The organism is Pseudonocardia sp. (genome assembly GCF_035305885.1).
Classification (GTDB): domain Bacteria; phylum Actinomycetota; class Actinomycetes; order Mycobacteriales; family Pseudonocardiaceae; genus Pseudonocardia.
Window position 1 is genome coordinate 1 of record NZ_DATGOP010000149.1, and the last position, 18,807, is coordinate 18,807.

An 18,807-nucleotide genomic window follows, 5' to 3' on the forward strand; every position below is an offset into this window, starting at 1 on the left:
ACCAGTTCGTGAAGGACACGAACTGGACCGGTGCGCTCATGGGCGACCTCGTGGAGGAGCTGGGCCGGCCGGGCATGGCGCGGCTGGCGGCCGCGAACGGGGAGCGGCTGCTGGCCAACGTCACCCTCGTCGCGGTCGGGACGAGTAGCCAGCAGTCGTTCGACGAGCTGGACTTCCTCTTCGCGGCCGGACCTGCGGGCAACCAGACGATCACCCGGTACGTGAGCGCCAAGGCCAACCCGCGCAACTTCGTGCGCGACAAGGACCTGAGGAAGCTTCTGGCGCTCTTCCGCGACATACCGACAGGGTCGGTCGATCAGCTACGGGCTTGGTTGGCCGCGCACACGCAGCTCAAACGGGTCGAGATCGCCTCGACGAACAGTGTCGAGATCGTGTGGCGCTCCGGCGCGGCGGGCGAGCACATCGAGAAGGCCGAGCTCGCCGAGTTCCGCAAGGCATACCGGGTCCAGGGACGTATCCCGATAGACCTGCTCGCACCGGCCGGTTTCCGCCGCGGCATCCACGAGCTGGAGCTCACCTGGAACCAGGTCGCGGACGTTGCGATCGCAGCGATCCGGCGCTACCTCGACGATCAGGGCCTCTCCGACGACGACGGCGGGCAGCCCGCTGGGTCTGGAGGCGGGGCTCCGACGGGCACACCTCGTGCCGGGGGGACGCGCGAATCATCCTTCGAGCCGTAGGAGCACAGCGACCATCAGGCCCGCGCCCCGCCGTCGACCGGCAGGGCCGCGCCGGTGACGAAGGACGCGCGGTCGCTGAGCAGCCACGCGGCGGCCTGGGCGATCTCGTCGGGGTCGGCGGCCCGCCGCAGCGGAGTGGCGGCGACGAGCCGCTCCTGCAGGCCGGGGGTGTGCCGCTCCCAGGTGCGGATCATCTCGGTGACCGTGTGCTCGGGCGCGATGGCGTTGACCCGGATGCCCTCGGGGCCGTAGGTGAGTGCCGCCGACTCGGTGAGGCTGTTGACGGCCCGCTTCATCGCGGCGTAGGCGGGCAGCCGGGGGTTGCCGCGCAGGCTGCCGACGCTGGAGTTGTTGACGATCGCCCCGGACCCGGCGGTGGCGCGGATGGCGGCGACCTCGGCGGCCATCGCCACCCAGGTGCCGCGGAGGTTCACCTCGTAGAGGTGGTCGAAGTCGGTCTGCGTCTCGTCGGCGAACGGGGCGGGCGGGGTGAACGCCGCGCCGTTGTTGAAGGCCGCGTCGAGCCGGCCGAACAGCTCGACGCAGCGGTCGACGGCGGACCGCACGGCCTGCGGGTCGGCCAGGTCGCACCCGACGTGGTCGGCGGTGCCGCCGTCGGCCCGGATCTGCTCGGTGACCGCCTTCAGCTGGGCCTCGGTGCGGGCCGCGAGCAGGACGGGTGGGGCGGTTGATCGCCCTCGGCTACTTCTCCGCGGTCAGCCGCTGGATCGCCGTCGACCCGGCGCCGTTCGCGATCGGGGACGAGCTCGCGGAGCTGCTCGACGTCGTGCTGTTCGGTGCCCTCCCGGAGCCGTCGTCGGGCTGATCGCCGGGGCGGGTGGCCAGCACCATCCTCAGCGCGAGCTCGGCGTAGAACTCGCCGACCTGCTCGGGTGAGTCCGGCCCGTCGAGGCGGTACCAGCGGACGAGGTCGATGCCGAGCGACATCATCGCGCGCACCACGCGGTTGACGTCGACCGGCGCGAACGTGCCGTCGGCGACGCCGCGGGCGACGATGGCGCGGAAGACCTCGTTGGTGCGGTGGCGCAGCTCGCGGATCTCGGCGTAGTGGTCGGCGGACAGGGCGGCGAGCTCGTACTGGCAGACGCGCGCCGCGACGTGGTGGCGGGCGTGCCACGCGGTGTACCGGGACACGAGGACGGCGAGCCGGTCGGCCGGGTCCTCGGCCGCCTCGACCTCGGGGACCTGCACGTGGGCCAGCGCGCGCTCGTGCCCGATCCGGACGATCTCGTGCAGCACGAGCTCTTTCGAGGGGAAGTGCACGTACAGCGCGGCGGGGCTGAGCCCGACCCCGGCGGTGATGTCCCGGGTGGTGGTCGCGTGGAAGCCGTTGGCCGCGAAGCAGCGCACCGCGGAGGTCAGCAGCCGCCCGGGGACGTCGGGGTAACCCTCACCCCACAGCTCGGGGGAGTGGTCCTGCAGGCGGGGGTCGTCCTCGAGGTCGCGAGGCGTGAAGCGGGCCTGTCGTCTCGCCATGCCGTGAGGTCCCTCCCTGCCCGTCGGGCCGATGGTAGTGCCGCGCGGTGACCGTTCCCCGGTGCCGGACGGCGGGCCGGAGCGGTCGCCGTGGGACGCTGTCGTGTGGCTTGACACACACATGATCGCAGGTGACTATGCGCTTAGTCACTGCTTTTCGCCGCGCAGCGGCGCACCTGATCGCCCACCACTCCGACACGCGGAGGACCGTTCGATGACGAACGCGAAGAACTTGCACGCGACCAGGGAGCTGACCGTCGTGCTCGAGGGCTACTCCTACCTGGAGTGCCCGAGGTGGCACGAGGGCAGGCTGTGGGTCTCGGACTTCTACACCAACCAGGTCGTGGCGACCGACGGCAAGGGCGGCACCGAGGTCGTCGCGAACGTGCCCAGCCAGCCGTCCGGGCTGGGCTTCCTGCCCGACGGGCGGGCCCTCATCGTGTCGATGCGCGACCACCGCGTCCTCGTGCGCGACGCCTCGGGCGCCCTCTCCGAGCACGCCGACCTGACCGGCGTCGTGACCGGGATGCCCAACGACATGGTCGTCGACCAACGCGGCCGCGCCTACGTGGGCAACTTCGGCTTCGACCTCATGGGCGGCGCGCCGCTGCGCTACACCACGCTGACCCGCGTCGACCCGGACGGCTCCGTCACCACCGTCGCCGACGACCTCGGTTTCCCGAACGGGATGGTGATCCTCCCCGGCGGCGACGTCCTGGTCGTCGCCGAGACGTTCGCCGGGCGGCTCACCGCGTTCGACATCGGCGCGGACGGGGGACTGTCCAACCGGCGCGTGTGGGCGCAGTTCGGTGAGGTCCCGCAGACCGAGGACGTCGGGGAGGCCGTGGAGCGGCTGGAGGTCGGCCCGGACGGGATCTGCCTGGACGCCGAGGGCGCGATCTGGGTGGCCGACGCGTTGCACAACCGGGTGCTGCGGGTCCGCGAGGGCGGGGAGGTGCTCGAGGAGATCGACGCCGGGACCGGGGTCTTCGCCTGCATGCTCGGCGGCGACGACGGGCGAACCCTCTTCATGTGCGCGGCGCCGTCGTTCGCCGAGCACGAGCGCAGGCCCGTCCGCGAGGCGCAGCTCCTGGCGGCTCGCGTCGACGTCCCGCACGCCGGGCTGCCGTGACGGGGGGAGGAGCGACGATGGAGATCTCCTGCGCGTTCCCGACGGCGCTCGACTCGCCGGACAACATCGCGCTCGCCGAGGAGCTCGGCTACGCCAGGGCGTGGGTCTACGACACGCCGCAACAGAGCCCGGACGTGTGGATGACGCTCGCGCTCGCCGCCGCGCGGACCGAGCGGATCGGGCTCGGCCCCGGTGTGCTCGTGCCGAGCCTGCGCCACCCGATGGTCAACGCCGCTGCGACCGCGACGCTCGCCGCACTCGCCCCCGGCCGGGTCGCCGTCTCCTTCGGCACCGGCTTCACCGGCCGCAGGGCGATGGGGTACCGCGCGATCACGTGGTCCTACATGGAGTCCTACATCCGGGCGTTCAAGGGACTCCTGCGCGGCGAGGTCATCGAGTGGGAGGGGGCGCAGATGCAGATGCTGCACCCCGACGGGCACGCCCCCGCCCGGCCGGTCGAGGTGCCGGTCCTCATCGGCGCGCTCGGGCCGAAGGGCAACGAGGTCGCGCGCGAGCTCGGCGACGGCCTCTACGCGACGCTGCAGGTGCCGGAGTTCATGAGCGAGTACTCGTGGGTGCCGTTCCTCGTGTGGGGCACGGTGCTCGTCGAGGGCGAGGCCACCGACTCCGAGCACGCCCGCGTCGCGGGCGGCCCCGGCTGGGCGCTCGCTTACCACGGCGCCTACGAGTTCGCAGGGCCCGACGCCGTGCGGAAGCTGCCGGGCGGCGACGAGTGGATGAACGTGGTCGAGAAGGCGCCGCCGCAGCGGCGGCACCTGGCGGTCCACTCCGGGCACTGCGTGCACCTCAACGAGGCCGACCGGGCGGCGTGGGACGCGGGCGGGCACGCGATGCTCACCGACGTGACCGTGAGCGGCACCCGCGACCAGGTGCGGCGCCGCGTCGACGAGCTCGCCTCCCAGGGGGTCACCGAGATCGTGTTCCAGCCGTGCGGGCCCGACCCGCGCGCCGAGCTGGAGCGGTTCCTGGAGGCGGTGCGCTGAAGGTCCGTGCGGTCCTGGCGGGTTCCGCGGATCCCGCCAGGACCACCGTCACCGGCCGCCCCCGAGGTGCTGCACGAACCAGTCCCGGGCGGCCGGGCCCGAGCTGTCGAACCCGTCGACGTAGGCGTCGAAGTGACCGCCGGGGAGGATCTGCAGCCTCTTGGGCTCGCGGGCCTTCTCGTACGCGGCGATGGCGAGCTCGGTCGGGGTCAGCACGTCGTCGTGCGCCGGGAGCAGCAGCAGCGGCGTCGGGCTGATGTAGGGCAGGTAGGCGCCCGGCTCGTACTCGGTGAGCATCTCGACGCTGCGCAGGGTGACCTCGTTGCGCCACGCCGGCGCCCGCTTCTCGTGGGTCTCGGTGAACCAGCGGTAGGAGTCCGGGGTCGGCAGCACGGACGGCGCCAGCGGGTCCTCGGCGACCACCGGGACCATCGCCGGGTCCTTGCCCTCGAAGCGCGCGAGCCGGTCGGCGTCGAACTGGGCGCGGAACCCGTCGATGAAGTCGGACCGGACCAGGGCGCGGAAGTTGTGGTACCCGGACACCAGCGGCACCTGTGCGACCACGGCCTTGACCCGGCGGTCGACGGCGGCGACCACCAGCACGTGCCCGCCGGAGTAGGACGTGCCCCAGATCCCGATCCGGTCGCGGTCGACCTCCGGCAGCGTGGTGGCGTAGGTGATGGCGTGGCGGTAGTCGCGCACCTGCGCCCAGGGGTCGATCTCCTGGCGCGGCTCGCCGTCGCTCGCGCCGAAGCCGCGGTTGTCGTAGACGAGGGCGTTGAGCCCGGCCGCGGCGAAGGTCTCGGCGAACCGGTCGAGGTACATCTCCTTGACCGCGGAGAAGCCGTGCGCCAGGACGACCGTCGGGGCGGGCCCGGAGGCGCCGTCGGCCTCGTAGAACCAGCCGCGCAGGGTCACGCCCTCCGCGTCGAACTCCACATCACGTCGAGCCATCGCAGCTCCTCGGGGATCGGGTGGGTTCTGCCAGGGGCGCGAGCCGGGCTCCGCCCCTGGCCTCGGCGATCCCAGTCTCGGGCTGCGCGCGCCCCGCGCCTTGAACGCGCGCGACACCTCGTTGTACGGACGCGCCACGGGTGGCGTGCCGGTAGTCGCTCGGCGAGGTCCCGTAGCGGGCCTTGAAGCAGCGGCTGAAGTGGCTCGTGTCCGCGAAGCCCCACCGGTGGGCGATCGAGGAGATCGCGCGGTCGGTGGCCGACAGCTCCTCGCGCGCCCGGGCGAGCCGGCGCACCCTGATGACCTCGCCGACCGTCTGCCCGGTGGCGTTGAAGATCCGGTTGACGGTCCGGACGGATACGCCGTGCACGGACGCGATCTCCGCGGGCGTCAGCGCGTCGAGCAGGTGGCCGTCGATGTAGCGCTCCATCTGCGCCCGCAGCGCGGGCCGCGCCGTGGTCGTCGTGGGCGCGTCGGTGCCCGCGCGCAGGGCGCCCGCGAACAGCTCCAGCGTGGCGTTGCGCGCGGCGCTGATCGCCCGCTGGTCGAGCTCGGGCAGCGTCGCCCGCAGCGTGTCCAGGTAGGAGGTCAGCAGCCGGGTGGCGGGGTTGCGGCCGTCGAGCTCCACCCCGCCGGGCACCCGGGCGGGGCCGAACACCTCCTCCAGCGCCGCGCGCGGGATCAGCAGGCTCCGCTTGGCCAGCGGCTCGGAGACCGCGAACCGCGCCGGCCGCGTGCTGTCCCACGCGACGGCGTCGCCGGGGCGCAGCGCGACCTCGGCAGCGTTCTGGACGACGGTCTCCCGGCCGGCGAGCGTGATCAGCACGACGACGAACGCGCCGTCGGTGGCGGCGAGCTCCCTGCGGGTGCGGGTGCCCGAGCACGGCCCGCACCCGCAGTCGACCAGTGCGAGGTCGTCGATCCACCACCGGCGCACCCACGCGGTGAAACGCCCGTCGGGCGGGCCGATCGAGACGGCCCACGGCAGGTGGGTGGCCGACAGCATCGCGCGCCACTCGTCGGCCACCTCGCCGCCGCGCCCGCTCGTCCGCCAGAACTCCGCCCCGCGCACGCCCGCCACGGCGACCTCCCCGCCCGCTTCAGATGCTGGTGAGCACGGAGAAGTCGACGTCGTCGGCCACCGCGAGGTGAACCCGCTGGCGCAGGTGGCCGTCGCGCAGCCGCATGACGCCGCGCGGGCCGTCGTAGCCGACCGAGTCGGCGACCGCGAGCATGCGCTCCACCTGCGTCGAGCCGGCGCGGCGAGCCAGCTCGAACAGCGTGCGGATGCCCTCGTAGCAGGACTCGGCCGCGTTGTTCAGCGGTGGGGCGTGCGGCCCGAACCGCTCGACGTAGCGGCCCACCAGGTCCAGCGCGCCCGCCGTGGTGAGCGAGCGGAAGTACGCCGCCGCGACGTACAGGCCCTGCGTCGCGTCCGGCCCGCTGGCGAGCAGCATGTTCTCCTCCATCAGCGGACTGAAGCGCACGATCCGGTCCTGCAGGCCGAGCGCGGCGAAGCTGCGGTTGAACGCGACGGCGTCCTGGCCGACGAGGAGCATGAGCACCGCCTGCGCGCCGGTGCGCCCCACCCGTTCCGCGGCCGCGCCGAAGTCGCTCGACCCGAGCGGGAGGTACTGCTCGTCGAGCAGGCTGAGCTCCAGCGCCGCGGCGTAGGCGCGCACCGCGACGCTCGACCGCAGCGGCCACACGTAGTCGTTGCCCACGATCGCCCACGTGCGCAGCCCGAGCTCGTCGCGCAGCCAGCGCAGCGCGGGCGCGAGCTGGTCGACGGGGGTCTCGCCGGAGCAGAACACGCCCGGCCGGTGCTCGCCGCCCTCGTACAACGAGGTGTAGACGTAGGGCACGCGGCCGGCGATCGCCGGCACGACCGCCTCGCGGACGGCGGAGATGTGCCAGCCGGTGACGGCGTCCACGAGGTCGGCGTCGACCAGCCTCCCGACCTGCTCGGCGACCGTCGCGGGCCGGGCGCCGCCGTCCACGACCACCAGCTCCACGGGCCGGCCGAGCAGGCCGCTCCCGGCGTTGAGCTCGGCGGCGGCGAGCTCGGCGACGGCCTCGCAGGACGCCCCGAACAGCCCGGCAGGGCCCTGGAGCGGGATGACCAGCGCTATCCGGTAGGGACGTTCCCGGCCTCGCGGCCGGACGGCGGGAACGTCCGGCAGATCGGTGACGAGCATGTCCCCCCTTTCGAGGTGACGTGCAACACGGCATCGGGTCGGCCGGGCTACTTTCACATGGAAGCACTAGATTGGGTAGAGGCTTAGGTCAGCGCACCGGGGGGACTCTCGTGACGACCACCGACGAGGAGAACGCTGCTATCGGGCCGTCCCTGTTGTTGGACCGGGCCGCGGTGCGGGTCTCCTCGGCCGTGCAGCGGGTGCTGCGCGGCAGCGGGCTCACGCTCGAGCGGTGGCGGATCCTCGACCTGCTGGCCGACCGCGAGGGCATGACGATGAGCGAGATCGCCAGCGCCGTGGTCGTCACCGGGCCCACCCTCACCCGCATCGTCGACGACCTCGCGACGAAGGCGCTGGTGCACCGCGAGGTCGACACCCACGACCGCCGCCGCGTGCTCGTGCACCTCACCCCGCGCGGCAGGCGCCTGCGCGAGTCGCTGCGGCCCGCCGTCGTCGAGGCCGAGTCGGCCGCCCTCTCCGCGCTCACCGACGCCCAGCGCAACACCCTCTCCGCGCTGCTCGCTCGCCTGACCGACGCATCGACCGGCCGCTGATCGGCCCAGCCCCCGGACCTCCTGCGGTCCCGCTCCCTTGACTTTCCCTTCCACCTGGATAAGTTCCAGATGGAAGTAACGGGAGGTCAGATGGTCACCTACCAGTACCGCTGCTCGCGATGCGGCGACGTCGACATCCGCCGCCCGATGGGGGCGGCGACGTCCCGGGAGCGGTGCCCGCGCTGCGGCACCGACGCGCGCCGCGTCTACACCAGCCCGCGGACGCGGCTCGTCGCGCCCGCCCTCGTCGCCGCGCTCGACACCGCGGGGGCCAGCGCGGAGCGGCCGCAGGTCGTGACCCGCGAGCCCGCGCCGGAGCGCCCGCGGCGCTTCGCCCACCCGATGCACGCCAAGCTGCCGAGGCCGTGACATGGGCAGCGTCGGGCTCCTCTACGTCGGGGCCGTGCTGTTCGTCAACGGCCTGCTGCTGCTCGGCGTGGTCGACGGGCGCGCCGCGGCCCCGATCAACCTCTTCGTCGGCGGGCTGCAGGTCCTCACCCCGACGTACCTGATCATCGCCGCCGGAACCGACACCAGGGCGATCGCGCTGGCCGCCGGGCTGTACCTGTTCGGGTTCACCTACCTGTGGGTGGGGATCAACGCGGTCACCGGCTGGTCGCAGACCGGGCTCGGGTGGTTCTCGCTGTTCGTCTCCCTCGCCGCGATCGGCTTCGCGGTGCACTCCGTCGTCGAGATCGGCGACCGGGCGTTCGGCGCCATCTGGTTGCTCTGGTCGTTCCTGTGGTTGCTGTTCTTCCTGGTGCTTGGCCTCGGGATGGAGCAGCTCACCCGCTTCACCGGCTGGGTCACGTTGGTGGAGGCGTTCGGCACCGCGGCCGTGCCCGCGATGCTGCTCATCGCCGGCCGCTGGACGGACTCCACCGAGCTCGCCGTCGCCTACCTCGTCGTCGCAGCCCTGTTGTTCGCCGGGCTGTGGTTCGCCCTCGGGCGCCGGCCCACGGCGTCCGCCTCGATCCCCCACCACGCCTGAGAGGGAAGGAGATCGCAATGCCGGAGGTCGTGTTCAGCGTCGACCAGGCCAAGTCGATGCGCGACCAGCGGGTGCCCGGCCACAACCGGTGGCATCCGGACATCCCGCCCGCCGCGATGGTGAAGCCGGGCGACACGTTCCGCATCGAGTGCAAGGAGTGGACCGACGGGCAGATCGGCAACAACGACTCGGCCAACGACGTCCGCGACGTCAACCTCGACGTCGCGCACATGCTCAGCGGCCCGATCGGCGTGGAGGGCGCCGAGCCCGGCGACCTGCTGATCGTCGACATCCTCGATCTCGGCCCGGTGCCGCAGCAGACCGGCCCGCACTGCGGCCAGGGCTGGGGCTACTCGGGCATCTTCGCGAAGGTCAACGGCGGTGGCTTCCTCACCGACTACTTCCCCGACGCCTACAAGGCGGTGTGGGACTTCCACGGCCAGCAGTGCACGTCCCGGCACGTCCCCGGCGTGCGCATGACCGGCATCACCCACCCCGGCCTGTTCGGCACCGCGCCCTCGCACGAGCTCTTGGCCAAGTGGAACGAGCGCGAGCGCGCGCTCATCGCCACCGACCCGGACCGGGTGCCGCCGCTCGCGCTGCCGCCGCTCGCCAACGGCGTGCTGCCCGGCACCGCCACCGGCGCGACGGCGGAGGCGATCGCCCGGGAGGGCGCCCGCACCGTGCCGGCCCGGGAGAACGGCGGCAACCACGACATCAAGAACTTCAGCCGCGGCAGCCGCATCTTCTACCCGGTGCACGTGAAGAACGCCCTGCTCTCCGGTGGCGACCTGCACTTCAGCCAGGGCGACGGCGAGATCAACTTCTGCGGCGCCATCGAGATGGGCGGCTTCATCGACCTCCACGTCGACCTGATCAAGGGCGGCATGGAGAAGTACGCGGTCCACAACAACCCCGTCTTCATGCCGGGCAACGTCGAGCCGCGCTACACGGAGTTCCTGACCTTCATCGGGATCTCCGTGGACCACCGCGACAACACCAACGCCTACATGGACGCGACGCTCGCCTACCGCAACGCGTGCCTCAACGCGATCGAGTACCTCAAGACCTGGGGCTACACCGGTGAGCAGGGCTACCTGATCCTCGGCACCGCCCCGATCGAGGGCCGCATCGGCGGCGTCGTGGACATCCCGAACGCCTGCTGCTCGGTGTTCCTGCCGACGGCCATCTTCGACATGGACATCCGGCCGAACGCCCAGGGCCCGCGCAAGGTCGACCGGGGCCAGGTCGCCATGACGTCGTAAGCAGACGTCGTAAGGGGGCGCCCACCCACGGCCACCTCCGTGCCGTTCGGTGCACGGAGGTGGCCGTGCCGCGACCGGGTCGGATGCTGCACGCTCTCGACCATGACCGACGTCTGCCTCCTCACCGCCCGCGAGATGGCCGCCGCGCTGCGGCGCCGCGAGGTCTCGGCCCGCGAGCTCGTGCAGGCCCACCTCGAGCGCATCGAGCGCGTCAACCCGCACGTGAACGCGATCGTCACGCTCGTGCCGGAGCGGGCGCTGGCCGACGCCGCGGCCGCGGACGAGCGGCTGGCCGCGGGGGAGCCGATCGGCCCGCTGCACGGCCTGCCGGTCGCGCACAAGGACACCCACCTGACCGCGGGCATCCGCACGACGTTCGGCTCGCCGGTGATGCGCGACCACGTGCCCGACGTCGACGACCTGGTCGTCGAGCGCATGCGCGCGGCGGGGGCGATCACGATCGGCAAGACCAACGTCCCCGAGTTCGCTGCCGGCTCCCACACGTTCAACCCGATCTTCGGCGCCACCCGCAACCCGTACGACCCGACCCGCACCGCGGGCGGCAGCAGCGGCGGCGCGGCGGCCGCGCTCGCGACGGGCCTGCACCCGATCGCCGACGGCAGCGACATGGGCGGCTCGCTGCGCAACCCGGCGTCGTTCTGCAACGTGGTGGGGCTGCGCCCGGCCCCGGGCCGGGTGCCGAGCCACCCGAGCCAGGTGCCGTGGGCAACGCTCGGCGTGCAGGGGCCGATGGCGCGCACGGTCGCCGACGCGGCCCTGCTGCTGTCGGTGCTCGCAGGCCCCGACCCGCGCAGCCCGATCGCGATCGAGGAGCCGGGGGAGGTGTTCGCCGCCCCGCTCGAGCGCGACCTCACCGGGCTGCGGGTCGCCTGGTCGCCCGACCTCGGTGGTGCGGTCACGGTCGACCCCGCCGTCGTCGCGGCGCTGGAACCGCAGGTCCGGACGTTCACCGATCTCGGCTGCACGGTCGAGCAGGACTGCCCGGACTTCACCGGCGCCGACGAGGTGTTCCGCACGCTGCGCGCCTGGCAGTTCGAGCTCACCCTCGGCCCGGTGCTCGACCGCGCCCGCGACCAGCTCAAGGCGACGCTCGTGGCCAACATCGAGGAGGGTAGGCGGCTCACCGGCCCCGACCTGGCCCGCGCCGAGGTCGTCCACGCCGCGCTCTACCACCGGATGCGCGAGTTCTTCACCCGCTACGACCTGCTCCTGCTGCCGGTCTCGCAGGTCCCGCCGTTCCCGATCGAGCAGGAGTACCCGACGGAGATCGACGGCGTCGCGCACCCCGGCTACCTCGACTGGATGCGCTCGGCCTACTACGTCTCGGCCACCGGCCACCCGGCGCTCTCGGTGCCCGCCGGGTTCACCCCGGACGGGCTGCCGGTGGGCCTGCAGATCGTCGGCCCGCACCGCGGGGAGCTCGCGGTGCTGCAGGCCGGGCACGCGTTCGAGCAGGCCACCCGCATCGGCGAGCGCCGCCCCGCCCCGGCGGCATGATCGCGGGGGGCGCGGAGATCGCCCCCGTGGTGGTAGGAACCCCGGGGGAGGAGGGCGAATGAAGATCACCGAAGTGGTGCCGTGGTTGGTCGCGGCCGAGGGCACCGGCTGGGGCGAGTACCTGTTCGTGGAGGTGCGCACCGACGAGGGCGTGACCGGCTGGGGTGAGATCACGACCACCACCCCGACCGCGAACCGGGGGATCGCGGCGATGGTGCGGCAGGCGAGCGACCTGGTCGCGGGCGACGACCCGGCGCGGATCGAGGACACCTGGCACAAGGTGTTCCGCGCCTTCACGTACGCGGGCAGCCGCGGGGCGGTCACGAACGTGGTGAGCGCGATCGACATCGCGCTGTGGGACATCCGCGGCAAGGCCCTCGGGCTGCCGGTCTGCGAGCTGCTCGGCGGGCGGGTCCGCGACGACCTGCTCATCTACACGCATCCGAACCAGCGTCGCTTCGGCACGCCGGACGGCGTCGTCTCGGAGATCAGGGCGATCGTCGACTCCGGCCACACGGCGATCAAGTTCGACCCGTTCCCGCACCCGCCCGGGGTGCCGCTCGCCAACGACCGCTACCTCGACGGCCGGATCGAGCGCGACCAGCTGCGGGAGGCGATCGAGCTGACCGCGCTGATCCGGGAGGCCGCCGGGCCGGGCGTCGAGCTGCTCATCGACGCCCACGGCCGGTTCGACGTGCCGAACGCGATCCGGATCGGGCAGGCGCTCGACGAGCTCGGCGACATCCACTGGTACGAGGAGCCGGTGCCGCCGGAGAGCTACCGCGCCCTCGAGCAGGTGCGCGCCCAGGTGCGGGTGCCGATCTCGGTGGGGGAGCGGCTGCACACCCGGTGGGACGTCGTGCCGGTCCTGGAGCACCGGCTCGCCGACTTCCTGATGCCGGACGTGACCTGGACCGGCGGGATCTCGGAGCTGAAGAAGATCGCCACGATGGCCGAGGCCTACTACGTGCCGATCTCGCCGCACGACGCGGCGGGCCCGGTCAACCTCGTCGCGGGCGGGCACGTCATGGCCACCGTGCCGAACTTCTACCGGATCGAGACCAGCAGCCACGACCTGCGCGGCTACAACCGCCTGCTCACCACCCCGCTCGACAACCGCGGCGGGCGGCTCAGGCTGCCCGACGGACCCGGCCTGGGGATCGAACTCGACCGGGAGTACCTGCGCGCCCACGTCCGCGACGGGTTCGGTGGGTGATCACCGGGCCTGGTCGGCGTCCGGCGGGATGTTCGCGTTGTGGTGGGACACGCCGCCCGGGTCGTGGCGCCGCGTGATCCGGACGAGCTCGCGCCACTTCTCCTCGCCGCACGCCGCGCGGACGCGGTCGGGCTCGAACTCGGCCATGAAGGTCACGTAGCCGCCCGCGGCGAACGGCCGCGGCGCCGCCCACGGCGAACGCACCCACGCGCGGCCGGCGGTCAGCGAGCGGGTCGAGGTGCAGCACCAGGTGGGCGAGCCGGGACTCGATCCGGGCGGAGCCCGGCGCCGACACGTCCACCCCGTGCAGGCGCGCCCGGAACTGCCCGAGCAATCGGGCCCGCGTGACCTCCGCCACGGGAGAGGCGTCCCGCGGGGAGGGCCTGGTCAGCGGCCGATCGGTGCGGTGCAGTCCTCTGACATCTGGTCTTCCAATCTGGTCTGTCCAGATGTTAGCGTCGAGCCGGCCCGCGGCCGTCGTCCCGGCGCCGCTCTCGGTGTCGAGGGAGGAGTACCGATGCCCGACGCGCTCGACCCGTCCGTGCTCGATGCGCTGCGGAAGTACGACGCGCCGACCCTGTCGAACGCCATCGAGCTGTTCGACGTGCGCCCCCGCGACGTCGGCTACATGAGCCACGACATCCGGTGCCTGTTCCCCGACCTCGGCGTGATGGTGGGGTACGCGGCCACCGCCACGATGCGGGCGCGCGGCGAGAGCGAGGGGTACTCGCCGGACGCCCTGACCGCCCACGTGCAGCAGGTCCCGGGGCCGCGGATCGTGGTCGTCCAGGACCTCGACGACCCGCCCGCCCACGGCGCCCTGTGGGGCGAGGTCATGGCCACCACGTTCACCGCGCTCGGCTGCCTCGGCACGATCACCGACGGCTCGGTGCGCGACCTGGACGAGGCCCACGGCATCGGGTTCCGCTTCTTCGCCCCCGCCGTCACCGTCTCGCACGGCTACGCCCGGGTGGAGAGCGTGGGCGAGCCGGTGCAGGTCGGCGGCCTCACGGTGCGGCCGGGCGACCTGCTGCACGCCGACAAGCACGGCGTCCTGCTGATCCCGCACGAGATCGCGGCCGAGCTGCCCGCCGCGGCCGACCGCGTGATCGCCGCCGAGCAGGAGTTCATCGGCTGGATCCGCTCGCCCGAGTTCGATCCGGCGCAGCTGCCCGAGCGGCGCGAGCGGATGAAGAAGGGGTTCACGGTCGACCGGTCCGGCTGACGTGAGGATCACGGCCGTCCGCTGCGTCGAGTACAGCGGCACCATGGACCACCCGGGCGCGTTCTGGGAGGAACGCCTGATCCGACCGGTCGACGTCTACCCGCAGTTCCGGGCCGAGGGGCCCTGGTTCCTGCCGCGGGAAGGCGCCGGGGCCTACCGCATGACCTCGGTGTTCGTGCACGTTGAGACCGACTCCGGCGTCACCGGCACCGGCGGCCCGATCACGCGCGAGCAGGCCCACCACATCCAGACCGGGTTCGCCCCGCTGCTGGTCGGCCAGGACCCGCTCGCCACCGAGTACCTGTGGGACGTCATGTACCGCCAGGCCGTGCACGGCCGCAAGGGCGTGGAGATGATGGCGATCAGCGCGCTCGACTGCGCGCTGTGGGACCTCAAGGGCCGCCACCTCGGGGTGCCGGTGCACGTGCTGCTCGGCGGCCCGACCCGCGAGTCGATCCCCGCCTACGCCTCGGCGCTGGGCTACTCGCTGGAGGAGGACCGGGTCCGCGAGCGCGCCGCGGAGCTCGTCGCCCAGGGCTATACCGCCACCAAGTGGTTCCCCCGCCACGGGCCCACCGACGGCAAGGCCGGGATGGCGGCCAACGTCGCGCTGGTCGCGGCGCTGCGCGAGGCGGTCGGACCGGACGTCGACATCATGATCGACGCCTGGATGTCCTGGGACGTGCCGTACACGCTGCAGATGGCCGACCGCGTCGCCGAGTACGCGCCCCGGTGGATCGAGGAGCCGGTACTGCCGGACAAGCCGGCCTCCTACGTCGAGATCACCCGCCGGATGCCCAACGGGATCCTCGTGTCGGGGGCCGAGCACGAGTACACGCGCTGGGGCCTGCACCAGCTGATGGCGGCCGGCGCCATGCACGTCTACCAGCCCGACACCTACTGGGCGGGCGGCATCAGCGAGATGCTCAAGATCGCCGCGCTGGCGAGCGCCCACGACGTGCAGCTGATCCCGCACGGGCACTCGGTCCCGGCGAACGTCCACTTCAGCTTCGCGCAGCCGGTGACGCTGACCCCGCTGGTCGAGTACCTGCTGAAGTGGAACGTGATCCACCAGTGGTTCCTCGCCCGCCCCGTCCACCCGGTGCACGGGCGGGTGACCCCGCCGACCGAGCCCGGCCTCGGCATGGACCTCGACGAGAACAAGATCGAAAGCAGCCGGGAACTGACCTTCGCGTGAACGCCCGACCAGGGAGGACGGATGGCAAAGACGCTGCGGGAGCTGTGGGACGGCGGTGAGGCGACGCTCGGCGGCTGGTGCTCGATCCCCAGCTCGTTCTCGGCGGAGCTGATGGGCCGGTGCGGGTTCGACTGGGTTTGCATCGACACCCAGCACGGCGTGATCGGTTACGACGAGATGATGCCGATGCTGCAGGCGTTGTCGATCACGCAGACGCCCGCGTTCGTGCGGGTGCCGTGGAACCAGCCCGACCACATCATGAAGGCGCTCGACGCGGGCGCCCAGGGCGTGATCGTGCCGATGGTGAGCAGCGTCGAGGACGCCAAGGCCGCGGTCGCGGCGGCGAAGTACCCGCCGGTCGGGATGCGCAGCTGGGGCCCGATCCGCGCCGCGCTCGACGTGCCGGACTACAGCCCCGAGTCCGCCAACCGGCGCACGATCGTCGCCGTCATGATCGAGACACCGGGCGGGGTGGAGAACCTCGAGGACATCCTGCAGGTGCCCGGCGTCGACGCGGTGTACGTGGGCCCGTCGGACCTCGCCCTCGGCCACGGCATGACGCCCACGCTGAACGTGAAGGACCCCGAGCACGAGAAGCTGATCGAGCGCATCGTCGACACGTGCCGCAAGCACGGGATCGTCGCGGGGATCCACTGCGACGGCGTGGAGAGCGTGCGCCGCTGGCACGCCCGCGGCTACGGCATGTTCACCGTCGGCTCGGACGCCGCCCTCATGCGGTCGGCGGCGACGGCGGCCGTCGCGCAGGCCTTCGAGGGCGGGCGGGAGATCAAGGTCCCGACGACCGGCCAGTACGCATGAGCCCGACCTCCGGCAACAGGGTCTTCGTCTCGCAGGAGATCTTCGAAGACGCCCTCGAGGAGTTCGACGGCACCGGCATCGAGGTGGACCTGCGCCGCGACCACCACCCGTTGCCCGCCGCCGAGCTGCGCGCCGTCGCCGCCGACTACGACGGGCTGATCTGCCTGCTCACCGACCGGATCGACGCGGAGTTCCTCGCCGCGTGCCCGCGGCTGCGGGTGGTCGCCAACGTCGCCGTCGGGTTCGACAACATCGACGTGCCCGCGGCGACCCGCGCCGGCGTCGCGGTGACCAACACCCCGCGCGTGCTCACCGACGCGACCGCCGACCTCGCGTTCACGCTGCTGCTCGCGACGGCCCGCCGGATCCCGGAGGGGGATGCGTTCCTGCGGGCCGGGAAGTACACGCACTGGCGGGTCAAGCAGGAGCAGATGGGCGTCGACGTCTTCGGCGCCACGCTGGGGCTGTTCGGGCTCGGCCAGATCGGGCGGGCCGTGGCCCGGCGGGCCCGCGGCTTCGACATGACGGTGCTCTACCACGACGTGCAGCGGCTGCCCGCCGACGACGAGGAGGCGCTCGGTGTCACCTACGTCGAGTTCGACGAGCTGCTGTCGCGCAGTGACTTCGTGTCGGTGCACGCGCCGCTCACCGACGCGACGCGGCACCGGTTCGACGCGGCGGCGTTCGCGCGGATGAAGCCGACCGCGATGCTGATCAACACCGCCCGCGGCCCGATCGTCGACGAGGCGGCGCTCGCCGCGGCGCTGCGCGACGGCGTGATCGCGGGGGCGGGCCTCGACGTCTTCGAGCGCGAACCCGAGGTCGACCCGCAGCTGCTGCAGCTGCGGGAGCGGGTGGTGCTGTTGCCGCACCTGGGCAGCGCCACCGAGACCACGCGCCGCGAGATGTGCCGCACCGCGGCTCGCAACGTCCGGGACGCGCTGACCGGAAAGCGCCCGGAGAACCTGGTGAACCCGGAGGTCCTGAGCGGGAAGGGGGCGTCGTGAGCACGTCGGACCGGGTGGAGCTCGCGGTCATCGGCAGGCAGCGTCCCGCGGTGCTGGAGGCGCTCGGCGCCGAGTTCACCCTGCACCAGGTCGCGTCGGTCGACGACGTCGCCGGCTCGCTGGGGCCCGCGGCCGGACGCGTCCGCGGCGCGCTGTCGTTCCCCATGGTCGGGTTCTCGGCCGCGATGATGGACGCGCTGCCGAAGCTGGAGATCGTCACCCTCTACGGGGTCGGGCTCGAGCGCACCGACCTCGCGGCCGCGCGGGAACGCGGCGTCGTCGTGACGACCACGCCGGTGCTGTACGAGGACGTCGCCGACACCGCGGTGGTGCTGGCCATGGACGTCTCGCGGCGGATCACCTCGGGCGACCGCTGGCTGCGCGCCGGGCACTGGGCCGCGGGCGGGCAGGCCGCGTCCGGCAGGCGGTTCTCCGGCAAGCGCGCGGGGATCCTCGGCATGGGACGCATCGGGCGGGCGCTCGCCAAGCGGCTCGAGGCGTTCGACATGCAGATCGGCTACTACGACCCGCGCCCGGCGCCCGACGTGGGCTACCGGCTGTACGGCAGCGGCGCCGAGCTGGCCCGCGAGTCGGACTTCCTGTTCCTGTGCGCGGCGGGCGGGCCGGGCACGCGGCACGTCGTCGACGCCGAGACCCTCGCCGCGCTCGGTCCCGACGGCGTGTTCGTCAACGTCGCCCGTGGGTGGCTCGTCGACGAGCGGGCGCTGGTCGACGCCGTCACGAACGGCACGATCGCGGGCGCCGGCCTCGACGTGTTCGACGACGAGCCGAACGTGCCCCAGGCGCTGATCGAGATGGAGAACGTGGTGCTCCAGCCGCACATGGGCAGCGCCACGCACGTGACCCGCACCGAGATGGGCAGGCTGGTGCTGGAGAACGTGGCGGCGTGGAGCGAGGGCAAGCCCCTCGTCACGCAGGTCGTCTGATTGGCTTCAGTACCGGTAGTGCTGCGGCGTGATGTCCAGGCGCCGCAGCAGCTCGCGCGGCGTGCCGTCGGAGGTGCCGGAGCCTGCGCACCACATGCGGGCCAGCTCGCGCCGGTGCGCGTTGAGCGTGTCGCCGGCGACCACCGGCCGCCAGTCGGGCCGGGACACCGGCGACCAGCCCTGGCCGTCGCGGCCGATGGCCAGCAGCGCGGCGCTGCCGTTGCCGCAGTCGATCGCCTCGTAGCCGATGTTGCGCACGCCGCTCGGGCTGGTGATCACGATCGTGTACTGCACGATGCGCCGGTCCAGGACCAGGATGCTCGCCGGGTCCAAGCCGAAACGGTTGCGGCTGGTGGCGCTGACCTCGAAGGCTTTGGTGGCGCCTTCGGCCGGGATCGGCGGCATGGTTTCGGGCAGCGCCGCCTCGACCTTCTTGCGCTCCGGCGCCACGTAGTCGATCGTGGGGTTGTTGACCGGATCGGGGGTCTGCGCGAACGCGGTCGAGGAAACGAGGGCGGCCAGCAGGGCAGGCGCCAGCGCCGCGCGGCCGGGCGCGGCGCGCCGCGCGCAGGCGAAGGGAT

21 protein-coding genes are annotated in these 18,807 nt (G+C 72.7%); 14 read left to right on the forward strand and 7 right to left on the reverse strand.

Annotated elements, in window-relative coordinates:
• The coding region (locus tag VKZ81_RS33130; RefSeq protein ID WP_324245697.1) for a hypothetical protein at positions 1-701 on the forward strand (701 nt) is incomplete at its 5' end.
• Between the two features lie 14 nt (positions 702-715).
• Here the strand turns inward: VKZ81_RS33130 and VKZ81_RS33135 are convergent.
• Entirely contained in the window at positions 716-1,375 is a 660-nt protein-coding gene (locus tag VKZ81_RS33135; protein ID WP_324245717.1) for an SDR family NAD(P)-dependent oxidoreductase, read from the reverse strand.
• Between the two features lie 28 nt (positions 1,376-1,403).
• Complete coding sequence (locus VKZ81_RS33140) at positions 1,404-2,198, reverse strand: TetR/AcrR family transcriptional regulator (RefSeq protein WP_324245698.1); 795 nt, start codon at positions 2,196-2,198, stop codon at positions 1,404-1,406.
• A 214-nt stretch (positions 2,199-2,412) separates the two neighbouring features.
• On the opposite strand from VKZ81_RS33140, the gene VKZ81_RS33145 reads away from it, so the two are divergent.
• The gene (locus tag VKZ81_RS33145; protein WP_324245699.1) at positions 2,413-3,330 is read left to right on the forward strand and encodes an SMP-30/gluconolactonase/LRE family protein; all 918 of its coding nucleotides are present in this window, start codon (positions 2,413-2,415) and stop codon (positions 3,328-3,330) included.
• Between the two features lie 17 nt (positions 3,331-3,347).
• Positions 3,348-4,334, forward strand: coding sequence for an LLM class flavin-dependent oxidoreductase (locus VKZ81_RS33150; RefSeq protein WP_324245700.1), 987 nt, complete (start codon positions 3,348-3,350; stop codon positions 4,332-4,334).
• Positions 4,335-4,382: 48 nt separating this feature from the next.
• Here the strand turns inward: VKZ81_RS33150 and VKZ81_RS33155 are convergent, their stop codons facing one another.
• From VKZ81_RS33155 to VKZ81_RS33165, 3 genes are read right to left on the reverse strand one after another with little or no spacing between them, the layout of a single operon-like run.
• A complete protein-coding gene (locus tag VKZ81_RS33155; protein WP_324245701.1) occupies positions 4,383-5,288 on the reverse strand; it encodes an alpha/beta hydrolase in 906 nt (301 codons plus the stop codon).
• Positions 5,275-6,369 carry a helix-turn-helix domain-containing protein gene (locus VKZ81_RS33160; RefSeq protein WP_324245702.1) on the reverse strand — a complete coding sequence of 365 codons (1,095 nt, stop codon included), beginning with the start codon at positions 6,367-6,369 and terminating at the stop codon, positions 5,275-5,277. Before VKZ81_RS33160 ends, VKZ81_RS33155 begins: the two co-directional genes overlap by 14 nt.
• Positions 6,370-6,388: 19 nt before the next feature.
• Positions 6,389-7,486 carry a substrate-binding domain-containing protein gene (locus VKZ81_RS33165; RefSeq protein WP_324245703.1) on the reverse strand — a complete coding sequence of 366 codons (1,098 nt, stop codon included), beginning with the start codon at positions 7,484-7,486 and terminating at the stop codon, positions 6,389-6,391.
• Between the two features lie 110 nt (positions 7,487-7,596).
• On the opposite strand from VKZ81_RS33165, the gene VKZ81_RS33170 reads away from it, so the two are divergent.
• The 6 genes from VKZ81_RS33170 to VKZ81_RS33195 all read left to right on the forward strand — a co-directional run bounded on the left by VKZ81_RS33170 (position 7,597) and on the right by VKZ81_RS33195 (position 13,030).
• Positions 7,597-8,040, forward strand: a complete 444-nt coding sequence (locus VKZ81_RS33170; RefSeq protein ID WP_324245704.1) for a MarR family winged helix-turn-helix transcriptional regulator — start codon at positions 7,597-7,599, stop codon at positions 8,038-8,040.
• A gap of 90 nt (positions 8,041-8,130) precedes the next feature.
• Complete coding sequence (locus tag VKZ81_RS33175; RefSeq protein WP_324245705.1) at positions 8,131-8,409, forward strand: FmdB family zinc ribbon protein; 279 nt, start codon at positions 8,131-8,133, stop codon at positions 8,407-8,409.
• A gap of 1 nt (position 8,410) precedes the next feature.
• Complete coding sequence (locus VKZ81_RS33180) at positions 8,411-9,031, forward strand: AmiS/UreI family transporter (RefSeq protein ID WP_324245706.1); 621 nt, start codon at positions 8,411-8,413, stop codon at positions 9,029-9,031.
• 17 nt (positions 9,032-9,048) lie between these two features.
• Complete coding sequence (gene fmdA, locus VKZ81_RS33185) at positions 9,049-10,296, forward strand: formamidase (RefSeq protein ID WP_324245707.1); 1,248 nt, start codon at positions 9,049-9,051, stop codon at positions 10,294-10,296.
• A gap of 102 nt (positions 10,297-10,398) precedes the next feature.
• Positions 10,399-11,814, forward strand: coding sequence for an amidase (locus tag VKZ81_RS33190; RefSeq protein WP_324245708.1), 1,416 nt, complete (start codon positions 10,399-10,401; stop codon positions 11,812-11,814).
• Between the two features lie 58 nt (positions 11,815-11,872).
• A complete protein-coding gene (locus VKZ81_RS33195; RefSeq protein WP_324245709.1) occupies positions 11,873-13,030 on the forward strand; it encodes a mandelate racemase/muconate lactonizing enzyme family protein in 1,158 nt (385 codons plus the stop codon).
• Here the strand turns inward: VKZ81_RS33195 and VKZ81_RS33200 are convergent, their stop codons facing one another.
• Complete coding sequence (locus tag VKZ81_RS33200; RefSeq protein ID WP_324245710.1) at positions 13,031-13,234, reverse strand: hypothetical protein; 204 nt, start codon at positions 13,232-13,234, stop codon at positions 13,031-13,033. It lies immediately after the preceding gene.
• A 313-nt stretch (positions 13,235-13,547) separates the two neighbouring features.
• Here VKZ81_RS33200 and VKZ81_RS33205 point away from each other — a divergent pair, with 313 nt between their 5' ends.
• The 5 genes from VKZ81_RS33205 to VKZ81_RS33225 are packed head-to-tail and all read left to right on the forward strand — an operon-like array spanning position 13,548 to position 18,226.
• Positions 13,548-14,255, forward strand: a complete 708-nt coding sequence (locus VKZ81_RS33205) for an RraA family protein (protein ID WP_324245711.1) — start codon at positions 13,548-13,550, stop codon at positions 14,253-14,255.
• Between the two features lies 1 nt (position 14,256).
• Positions 14,257-15,453: an enolase C-terminal domain-like protein gene (locus VKZ81_RS33210; protein ID WP_324245712.1), complete on the forward strand. Its 1,197-nt coding sequence runs from the start codon at positions 14,257-14,259 to the stop codon at positions 15,451-15,453.
• A 21-nt stretch (positions 15,454-15,474) separates the two neighbouring features.
• A complete protein-coding gene (locus VKZ81_RS33215) occupies positions 15,475-16,272 on the forward strand; it encodes an HpcH/HpaI aldolase family protein (protein WP_324245713.1) in 798 nt (265 codons plus the stop codon).
• Positions 16,269-17,279: a 2-hydroxyacid dehydrogenase gene (locus VKZ81_RS33220; RefSeq protein WP_324245714.1), complete on the forward strand. Its 1,011-nt coding sequence runs from the start codon at positions 16,269-16,271 to the stop codon at positions 17,277-17,279. Before VKZ81_RS33215 ends, VKZ81_RS33220 begins: the two co-directional genes overlap by 4 nt.
• Complete coding sequence (locus VKZ81_RS33225) at positions 17,276-18,226, forward strand: 2-hydroxyacid dehydrogenase (RefSeq protein WP_324245715.1); 951 nt, start codon at positions 17,276-17,278, stop codon at positions 18,224-18,226. The genes VKZ81_RS33220 and VKZ81_RS33225 overlap by 4 nt, the downstream gene beginning before the upstream one ends.
• A gap of 6 nt (positions 18,227-18,232) precedes the next feature.
• Here VKZ81_RS33225 and VKZ81_RS33230 read toward each other — a convergent pair.
• Positions 18,233-18,807, reverse strand: a 575-nt coding sequence (locus tag VKZ81_RS33230) for a CNP1-like family protein (protein WP_324245716.1), incomplete at its 5' end; no start/stop codon positions are given.

What these genes read in the sequence shown, in the direction of transcription:
- fmdA (WP_324245707.1), top strand. Translation starts at nt 9,049, where the DNA reads ATGCCGGAGGTCGTGTTCAGCGTCGACCAGGCCAAGTCGATGCGCGAC.
- VKZ81_RS33175 (WP_324245705.1), top strand. Translation starts at nt 8,131, where the DNA reads ATGGTCACCTACCAGTACCGCTGCTCGCGATGCGGCGACGTCGACATC.
- VKZ81_RS33155 (WP_324245701.1), bottom strand. Translation starts at nt 5,288, where the DNA reads ATGGCTCGACGTGATGTGGAGTTCGACGCGGAGGGCGTGACCCTGCGC.
- VKZ81_RS33205 (WP_324245711.1), top strand. Translation starts at nt 13,548, where the DNA reads ATGCCCGACGCGCTCGACCCGTCCGTGCTCGATGCGCTGCGGAAGTAC.
- VKZ81_RS33180 (WP_324245706.1), top strand. Translation starts at nt 8,411, where the DNA reads ATGGGCAGCGTCGGGCTCCTCTACGTCGGGGCCGTGCTGTTCGTCAAC.
- VKZ81_RS33190 (WP_324245708.1), top strand. Translation starts at nt 10,399, where the DNA reads ATGACCGACGTCTGCCTCCTCACCGCCCGCGAGATGGCCGCCGCGCTG.
- VKZ81_RS33145 (WP_324245699.1), top strand. Translation starts at nt 2,413, where the DNA reads ATGACGAACGCGAAGAACTTGCACGCGACCAGGGAGCTGACCGTCGTG.
- VKZ81_RS33220 (WP_324245714.1), top strand. Translation starts at nt 16,269, where the DNA reads ATGAGCCCGACCTCCGGCAACAGGGTCTTCGTCTCGCAGGAGATCTTC.
- VKZ81_RS33150 (WP_324245700.1), top strand. Translation starts at nt 3,348, where the DNA reads ATGGAGATCTCCTGCGCGTTCCCGACGGCGCTCGACTCGCCGGACAAC.
- VKZ81_RS33165 (WP_324245703.1), bottom strand. Translation starts at nt 7,486, where the DNA reads ATGCTCGTCACCGATCTGCCGGACGTTCCCGCCGTCCGGCCGCGAGGC.
- VKZ81_RS33195 (WP_324245709.1), top strand. Translation starts at nt 11,873, where the DNA reads ATGAAGATCACCGAAGTGGTGCCGTGGTTGGTCGCGGCCGAGGGCACC.
- VKZ81_RS33215 (WP_324245713.1), top strand. Translation starts at nt 15,475, where the DNA reads ATGGCAAAGACGCTGCGGGAGCTGTGGGACGGCGGTGAGGCGACGCTC.
- VKZ81_RS33140 (WP_324245698.1), bottom strand. Translation starts at nt 2,198, where the DNA reads ATGGCGAGACGACAGGCCCGCTTCACGCCTCGCGACCTCGAGGACGAC.